Annotated in this window: 7 protein-coding genes; 3 read left to right on the top strand and 4 right to left on the bottom strand. The window is 66.9% G+C overall.

All coding sequences use genetic code 11. The features are described from left to right. Window positions 1–410: 410 nt before the first annotated feature. Complete coding sequence (gene tyrS, locus ACFWAY_RS24135) at window positions 411–1,688, bottom strand: tyrosine--tRNA ligase (RefSeq protein WP_378452440.1); 1,278 nt, start codon at window positions 1,686–1,688, stop codon at window positions 411–413. Window positions 1,689–1,696: 8 nt separating this feature from the next. After that, window positions 1,697–2,368 (bottom strand): DNA-3-methyladenine glycosylase, encoded by a 672-nt coding sequence (locus ACFWAY_RS24130; protein WP_378452441.1) that lies wholly within the window; start codon window positions 2,366–2,368, stop codon window positions 1,697–1,699. 39 nt (window positions 2,369–2,407) lie between these two features. Between ACFWAY_RS24130 and ACFWAY_RS24125 the strand changes: the two genes are divergently transcribed. The 3 genes from ACFWAY_RS24125 to ACFWAY_RS24115 are packed head-to-tail and all read left to right on the top strand — an operon-like array spanning window position 2,408 to window position 4,517. After that, window positions 2,408–3,139 carry an ABC transporter ATP-binding protein gene (locus ACFWAY_RS24125; RefSeq protein WP_378452442.1) on the top strand — a complete coding sequence of 244 codons (732 nt, stop codon included), beginning with the start codon at window positions 2,408–2,410 and terminating at the stop codon, window positions 3,137–3,139. Then, window positions 3,139–3,894 carry an ABC transporter permease gene (locus ACFWAY_RS24120; protein WP_378512406.1) on the top strand — a complete coding sequence of 252 codons (756 nt, stop codon included), beginning with the start codon at window positions 3,139–3,141 and terminating at the stop codon, window positions 3,892–3,894. Before ACFWAY_RS24125 ends, ACFWAY_RS24120 begins: the two co-directional genes overlap by 1 nt. Next, window positions 3,891–4,517, top strand: coding sequence for a TetR family transcriptional regulator (locus tag ACFWAY_RS24115; RefSeq protein ID WP_378452444.1), 627 nt, complete (start codon window positions 3,891–3,893; stop codon window positions 4,515–4,517). Before ACFWAY_RS24120 ends, ACFWAY_RS24115 begins: the two co-directional genes overlap by 4 nt. On the opposite strand, the gene ACFWAY_RS24110 is transcribed toward ACFWAY_RS24115, so the two are convergent. Both ACFWAY_RS24110 and ACFWAY_RS24105 read right to left on the bottom strand, forming a co-directional pair. Continuing rightward, entirely contained in the window at window positions 4,518–4,730 is a 213-nt protein-coding gene (locus ACFWAY_RS24110) for a Trm112 family protein (protein WP_005247353.1), read from the bottom strand. A 38-nt stretch (window positions 4,731–4,768) separates the two neighbouring features. Further along, on the bottom strand, window positions 4,769–7,759 hold the full coding sequence (locus ACFWAY_RS24105; RefSeq protein ID WP_378512405.1) for an acyl-CoA synthetase: 2,991 nt from the start codon (window positions 7,757–7,759) through the stop codon (window positions 4,769–4,771). Between the last annotated feature and the right edge of the window lie 71 nt (window positions 7,760–7,830).

Genomic DNA, 7,830 nt, shown 5'->3' with positions numbered 1-7,830 from the left:
TACCAAAAACATTTGGCACTGACATTCATCGACACACTGTTGAGTTCTCAAAGAACACGCACACACCATCACCACTGACACACTCGCCAGCCGCTCCGGGGCAACCGTTCCAACTTATCTCCTGCCGCGTCCCGGCGCAAACCGGGGCGATCAGCACATCTCGAAAGCATCGAACCAAGTTCGGTATTCTCGGGAAGTTCAGGCGCCTGCGTCCGACCTCGTGTCCCCGGCCTCTCGGTCGGGGTTGGTGTCCGTGTCGCTCTGACCTGGAATAAGTTACGCGACGGGAAACGGAGCGTCAAATCCCCAGGTCACAGGCATCCGCTATGTAAAATCCGCTGGTGGCCCGCGCTGCGCGCGGGCCACCGGACCGGAATTCGCCGAATTACGCCGGTGTGACCCGCCGCACGCTAATTCGACCGCACCTTGATGCCGGCGAAGTTGCGCTTTCCACGGCGAACCACGAGCCACGTTCCGTGCAGCAGATCGGTCGGTGCGGGCGTCCAGTCCTCACTCGCGATCTTCTGATTGTTCACCGAAGCCCCGCCTTCCTTCACGGTACGGCGGGCCGCACCCTTGCTCTCGCACAATCCGCTGAGAACCAGAAGGTCGACGATGCCGGCGGGCTCCCCCGGCGCGAGTTCCGCGACGGACGCCTCCCGAAGGGCGGCACCGAGCGTCGGCTCGTCGAGGTCCTGCAGTTCCGCGCGACCGAACAGTGCCTGACTCGCGAGCTCCACGGCGCGAGTGTTGGCTTCGCCGTGCACGAGCGTCGTCATCTCGGCCGCAAGCCTGCGCTGTGCCTCGCGCGCATGCGGCCGCTCGGCCGTCGCCGTCTCCAGTTCCGCCAACTCCTCGGCCGTGAGGAAGGTGAACCACCGCAGGTACTTGATCACGTCGGCGTCGCCGGTGTTCACGAAGTACTGGTACCACGCGTAGGGGCTCGTCATCTCCGGGTCGAGCCACAGGCTCCCGCCTCCGGTCGACTTCCCGAACTTCTTGCCGTCCGCCGACGTGACGAGCGGGACGGTCAGACCGTGGACCGACTCGGCGTCGATGCGTCGGTTCAGCTCGACGCCGGCGATGATGTTGCCCCACTGGTCGGATCCGCCGACCTGCAACGAGCAGCCGTGACTGCGACGCAGGTGCAGGTAGTCGTTGGCCTGGAGCAGCATGTAGCTGAATTCGGTGTAGGACATGCCGTCGGATTCGAGGCGCCGCTTCACGGTGTCTCGCGCGAGCATCACGTTGACGGAGAAGTGCTTGCCCACGTCGCGCAGGAAGTCGATGGCCGACAGCTTGCCGGTCCAGGTCATGTTGTTCTCGATGATCGCGCCGCTCGGCGAGTCGTCGAAGTCGACGAAGCGTTCGAGCTGACCCCGGATCCGATCTGCCCATTCCGCCACGGTGTCGGCGGAGTTCATCGTCCGCTCACCGACGTCGCGAGGATCGCCGATCAGACCGGTCGCTCCGCCGGCCAACACGATGGGGCGGTTGCCCGCGCGCTGGAATCGCTTCAGCGCGAGCAGGGGCACGAGGTGGCCGGCGTGCAAACTCGGTCCGGTCGGATCGAAACCGGCATAGAGCGTGACCGGTCCGGCGTCGAGATCACGGCGCAACGCGTCCAGATCGGTTGATTGGGCGATGAGCCCGCGCCAGGTCAGTTCATCGATGATGTTCTCAGTCACGGGTCCGATCATCCCATCTGCTCGTCGGCGGGCATCGCACGCGGGCTTCTCCGGTATACGGACACGGACGGCGACTCCGGAATCCAGAAGCGCCACGGCCGGTCGGCGGCCGTGCTGACGCCGACCCGGGGGCCACTCACCCAGCCGTCCGACTCCGCGATCTCCAGTCGAACCGGCGAATCGGCCTCGAACAGGGCCGCACCGTTCTCCGCGAGGGTCACGCCGGTCGCGGACCCCAGGTTGCCGGGACCGCGCGCCCACTCCGCAGGTCGCGTGACGCGGGGGCGGCGCGCCTGAACCGTCGCGCAACCGTCGAGCACTTCGCCCGCCCGGAGAAGCACCCCGCCCGCGGTCCCGACAGGCCCGTAAGACACGTTCATGCAGAAGTGCATCCCGTAACTGCGGTAGACGTACAGGTGCCCGGCCGGACCGAACATCACCTCGTTGCGCGGCGTCCTCCCCCGGTACGAATGCGATGCCGGGTCGGGCCACGGGCCGTCCTTCTCCCCGCCGTACGCCTCCACTTCGACGACGCGGATGCGGACGTCACCGACGATCAGCGTGGATCCGAGGACGATTCGCGCGGCGTCGACGGGTTCCGCCCGGTCAAGTCGATCGATGGTCACGTCCCGATTCTCCACAACCGTTGACGTCGCCACCTCAACGGTCGCATAATTCATCAAGCAATGAATTCACCCCGTGATGAATTGAGGCCCGCCATGACCGGCAGCCCGGCGATCGACATCCGAGATCTGCATGTGCGAAGAGGCAAGAACGAAGTACTGCACGGCATCGACGTCCAGGTGCCGAGCGGATCCATCACCGGCCTCCTCGGACCCTCCGGCTGCGGAAAGACCACGCTGATGCGGTGCGTGGTCGGCACTCAGATCGTGGAATCGGGGACGGTCACGGTGCTGGGCTCCCCCGCGGGCTCGGTCTCGTTGCGGAGCCGCGTCGGGTACGTCACCCAGTCCCCCAGCGTGTATGCCGACCTCACGGTCAAGAAGAACGTCGCCTACTTCGCCGCGCTCTACGGTCAGCCGTCGAGCGCGGTGACCGAAGCCATCGACGCGGTGGGGCTGACACGCTTCGAGACCCAGAAGGCGGCGGATCTGTCGGGAGGACAGCTCGGACGGGTCAGCCTCGCCTGCGCCTTGGTGGCACGCCCCGAAATCCTCGTCCTCGACGAGCCGACCGTCGGCCTGGACCCACTCCTGCGCGTCGAACTGTGGGAACGGTTCGAAGCTCTCGCCGACGCCGGTACCACCCTGCTCGTGTCGAGCCACGTCATGGACGAGGCCGAACATTGCGCTTCACTGCTCCTCATGCGCGACGGCTACGTTCTCGCGCAGGTCTCCCCCAGCGAACTCCGGGAGCAGACCGGTGAGACGAGCCTCGAAGACGCCTTCCTGAACCTCATTCGCGCATCACATGTCGGGAGCGAGAACTGATGAACGTCACCATCTTCGCGGCCACTGCGGGCCGGATCCTCGCGCAACTGCGAACGGATCACCGCACCGTCGCCATGATTCTGGTGGTACCCAGCCTGCTGATGGTGTTGCTGTACTTCCTGTATCAGAACGTTCCGGCGCCACCCGGTCAGCTGTCGCTGTTCGAGCGCGTCGCGATCACGATGCTCGGCATCCTTCCGTTCGTCGTGATGTTCCTCGTCACGTCGATCGCGATGCAACGCGAACGGACGTCGGGAACACTCGAACGCCTTCTCGCGACCCCGATGGGCAAACTCGACCTGCTCGGCGGCTACGCGGCGGCGTTCTCCACGGCCGCCGCCGCTCAGGCGGCGCTGGCCTGCGTCGTCTCGTTCGGATTCCTCGGCCTCACCACCGAGGGCAGCGTGACGTGGGTGCTGCTGATCGCCGTGCTGAACGCGATACTCGGTGTCGCCCTCGGCCTACTGTGCAGCGCCTTCGCGCGGACCGAGTTCCAGGCGGTGCAGTTCATGCCGGTGGTCGTGGTTCCCCAGCTCTTTCTGTGCGGGCTGCTCGTTCCGCGAGATCAGCTCCCCACGTGGCTCGAGTGGATCAGCAACGTCCTCCCGCTGAGCTACGCGGTCGACGCGCTGCAGCAGGTCGCCACCCATCCCGGAGCGACGGGCATCATGTGGAGAGATCTGGCTGTGGTCGCCGCCTTTGCGCTTCTCGCCCTGTCGCTGGGGGCCGCGACCCTGAGGCGTCGCACACCATGACCGGTCCCGCGACACGCGCAGACGCCACTCCCGGTCTGCGCACGGGACGACGCCCGGGCAACCCGGACACACGGTCACGAATCCTGGCGACTGCACGGAAACTGTTTGCACAGAACGGCTTCGACAAGACCAGTGTCCGCTCCGTGGCAACCGGGGCGGGCGTCGACTCCGCCTTGATCCACCACTACTTCGGAACCAAGCGGGAACTGTTCCTCGCCTCGGTGGACATTCCCGTGGATCCGACGCAGGTAATCGCTCCGGTGCTCGACATCCCGACGGGCGAGGTCGGCAGTCACCTCGCCCGGGCCGTCTTCTCCGTCTGGGAGTCGCCGCACAAGCCCGCCGTGGTCGCGGCGTTCCGGTCCGCGATGGCGGGAAACGAACCCAACCTGATTCGTACGTTCCTGCTGGAGGTCGTGCTCCGCGACCTCGGACCGCGGGTCGACGAACCGCCCGGAACCGGGATGCTGCGCATGCAGCTGGTGGCATCGCAAATGGCCGGGGTTCTGGTGACGCGGTACATCCTCGAATTCGAGCCGCTCGCGTCGCTGCCCGTCGACGACCTGGTCGCGATCGTCGGACCGACGTTGCAGCGCTACCTCACCGGCGCCCTGCCGGTGTGATCAGGCCTCGCCGGCGGCCCGGGCGAGCAGCGTCTCGTGCTCGTCCGCGCCGACGTCCCGGGCCTCGTCGATGAGGAGGACGGGAATCCCGTTCTCGATGGGATACGCCCGCCGCAGGCGAGGGTTGTAGAGCAGTTCGTCGCCGACCAACAACAGAGGACCCTTGTCCTGTGGGCACGCGAGAATGCCGAGCAACGTCGGATCAATAACCACGGAAGTCCTCTCCAACCGTTCGGGTGAGCAGTGTCAGGTTACCGCGCACCGGCAGGCACACCGGCCGAGTCGTTCTGAAACTCCGCGGCCACCGCCTTGGTCAGTCGCTTGTACTGCTGCGATCCCGGATCGACGTACCACACACGGGTTCCCGGCTTGGGCAGTCCGGCGGCGCTCAGCGCCTCGGCATTCGGACGGTACGAGGACCCCAGCGGAATGTCGCCCACCACATGGATGATGTCGGGTCGCAGCGCGGGAGGAAGCACCTCGAAGGCGTCGGCGATCTCCGCCAGCCTCGGCACCCGCCCGTCGCGGAGGGTGAACGCGGCAACGGCCAGTGTCCGGCCGCCGACCTCCACCCCGTAGGCAACCGCGAGATCGACGCGATCGACGGACGCGAGCGCGTCGACGATCGGCTGGGTGTATACGGCCCCTCGCGGAGTCGCGATCACGGTCTTCCGGTGGTCGACCAGCCAGTAGTCCCCGTCCGCGTCGCGGCGGAAGAGGTTCTCCGTCGGAATCCAGGCGTCGCCCGCAGCGAAGATCCCCCGCATCGCGCCGCCGGATATCTCGGCGTGCACGCCCGCCCTGCCGAGGAGCAGACCGACCTCGTCGTCCTGGCATTCCCGGATGAACCCCTGCTCGTCCTCCAGCAGCCGGCCGGCGATCGGGTCGTAGGCCGCGAGCCGGACCTCCGCGCTTCCCGGGAGCGGGCGCCCCTTCGCCCCGACCTTCGCGCCGGCGACGTTCGCGAGAACGACGTCGCCCTCGGTGGACGCGTAGAACTCGAGGACCTTCGCCGGTGCGAACCGCTCCGTCGTGCGACGCCACAACCCCTGCGGCATTCCGGATCCGATGAAGAGCCGGACGGGGTGACTGCCGTCGAGTGCGAGGTTCTCGGCGTCGAGGATCTCGCGCATCATCGTCCACGTGTAGCTGACCACGGTCACCCCGTAGCGGTGGACTTCCTCGGCGAAACGTTCAGGATCGAGTCCGCGAGAGATCGCGATCCGGGATCCACCTGCCACGGCACCACCGATCGCGGCGAGCAGACTCGACGAATGATGCAGGGGGGCAAGGCAATACACGGTGTCGCCGCGGTCGAGATCGGCGGCCGAGGCCGTTCCGAACGCCGACAGCGCCCACCGGTAGTTGGTGATCTGCTTGGTCTCCCAGTGGCCGTTGGACTCACTGCAGATGATGAATGCCAGTTCGCGGGCCAGACCGGGATCGGGCCGGTACCAGCCCGGAAGCGTCACAGCGGCGGGGTCGATCTTCTCGAGATCCACGACGTTCGCCGACGGATCCACGTCGAGCTCGCGCTGGTCGCCGCCGCCCAGGACCAGGACCTGCGTGCCGGTCGCGATCGCCGCGTCGAGATTCTCCGGGTCGGTGACGATGCGCTCGACACCGTCGATGCGGATCGCGGTGTGGACCTCCCAGCCCGGGGGCAGCAAGACAGCCACCGCACCGAGACGGGACAGCGCCGCGATGGCGGCGAGCGCACTCGGGCGCGTCTGCATCACGACGCCGACGTGAGCGGCGGGACGGACACCGGCCTGGATCAGGCCGCGAACCACGTTGTCGATCCGCTGATTGACCGCCTCGTACGTGTGGACGCGATTGTCGAAGAGGAAGCACTCGCCGCCCGGCGCCTTCCGGCCCTGTTCGGCCAGCAACCGGCTGAGCGAGATCTGGGTGTGAGGCTGGATCTGACCGAGCCGGGCCAGCCGCGGCAGCGCCCGCGTGGCCTCGCCGGACAGTTCCACCGTTCCCCGCAGCGCCCCCGAAGCGAAATCGCTGATCCCCTTGCCGACACCGACACCGACCTCGGCGACCGACGCCACGGTGTGAATGATGCGGTCGCTGATGGAGACTCCGGATTCGCTGCCGAAATGTTCGTCGTAGCGCATGAGCTCGATATTGGTGGGCCGCGCCCCGAGCCCCTCGTTCCACAGCACCCACTTCCCGGTGGTGGGCCACGTGTGGGTCGCCGCGGCCGAACCGACAACGAGGCCGAAATGTCCTGCCCGCAACGTCGATTCGTACACATTCGCCCGCGGGGCGGCCCGGCGGATGCCGCGGACGGCCAACGGCTGGCCGATGTCGTCGACCTCCCCGACGAACGCGAGGATCGGGCAGGTCAACTCCGCGAGCGACACCACCTGGTCCTTGATCACGAACCCGCCGGTCATCATGCGGTTGTGCACGATGAACTGCTTGAGCAACTCCGCGACGGCCGGACCGGACCACGCCACCCAACCCTCGGTCGCGAGGAACCGTCGCTGCTGCTCCCGCGGCAACAGCGCTTCCCGGTCGTGCAACTGACGCAGGAAGTCGAGCCTCGACTTCAGCGTCTTGACGGGATCGAGGAGCTGAAAACCGGTGCGCGCCATCCACCCCGACACCGCGAGCCGATTGAAGACGTGGTCGGCGAGGAAGCCGGCAGCGTCGGCGGCGAACCCCGCGGGGATACCGAACGGCAGCCCGGCGAGTGTGTCGACCGGACTGCCGAACGTCACGAGTCCCGCGATGTTGCGACTGCGGCGGTACGCCGCAGCCTGGTAGGCGAACATGCCGCCCTGCGAGTATCCGGACAGATAGACGTCACGACCGGTGTGCGCCCGCACCTGGTCGATGATCTCGCTGATCGCGACGATGTGGTCGGCGAGAGTCCGATCCCACCCGCCCTCTTCGGAATCCGGCGATCCGAAGTCGACCACCCAGGGGTCGATTCCCATCGAGTGCAGGATGCCGACTGCGCCCTGATCCCGGGTCACGTCGTAGACGTCGGCCGACATCATCATCGGCGGGACCAGAACGATCGGGGGCCGGGCGTCGGCAGGGGCCGTGTCGGGGAAATACCTGCGGAGCCGATACATCGGTGCGCGTTCGACCACCTCGAACGGCGATGTGGTGAGGTCCGTCTCGAGCCCGCCGAGGCGAACTACCTCCAACCCGTTCTGCGCCGTCGCCACCACGCGACGGATCGGGCCCATCACCGTTTCGGTATTCAGTCCCACGAACACTCTCCCAGACTCTCGAACTGTGACGCACGTCTCACTGCCGCCCGCCCTCACCCTACTGCGCTCGACGCGTC

The organism is Rhodococcus sp. NPDC059968 (assembly GCF_042738615.1).
Lineage (GTDB): Bacteria > Actinomycetota > Actinomycetes > Mycobacteriales > Mycobacteriaceae > Rhodococcus_F.
This window is presented reverse-complemented; position numbering and strand designations above follow the sequence as displayed.

Bases quoted from the DNA above. Each gene is read 5' to 3' on its own strand.
- ACFWAY_RS24115 (WP_378452444.1), top strand. From the start codon at position 3,891: ATGACCGGTCCCGCGACACGCGCAGACGCCACTCCCGGTCTGCGCACG.
- ACFWAY_RS24120 (WP_378512406.1), top strand. From the start codon at position 3,139: ATGAACGTCACCATCTTCGCGGCCACTGCGGGCCGGATCCTCGCGCAA.
- ACFWAY_RS24125 (WP_378452442.1), top strand. From the start codon at position 2,408: ATGACCGGCAGCCCGGCGATCGACATCCGAGATCTGCATGTGCGAAGA.
- ACFWAY_RS24130 (WP_378452441.1), bottom strand. From the start codon at position 2,368: ATGAATTATGCGACCGTTGAGGTGGCGACGTCAACGGTTGTGGAGAAT.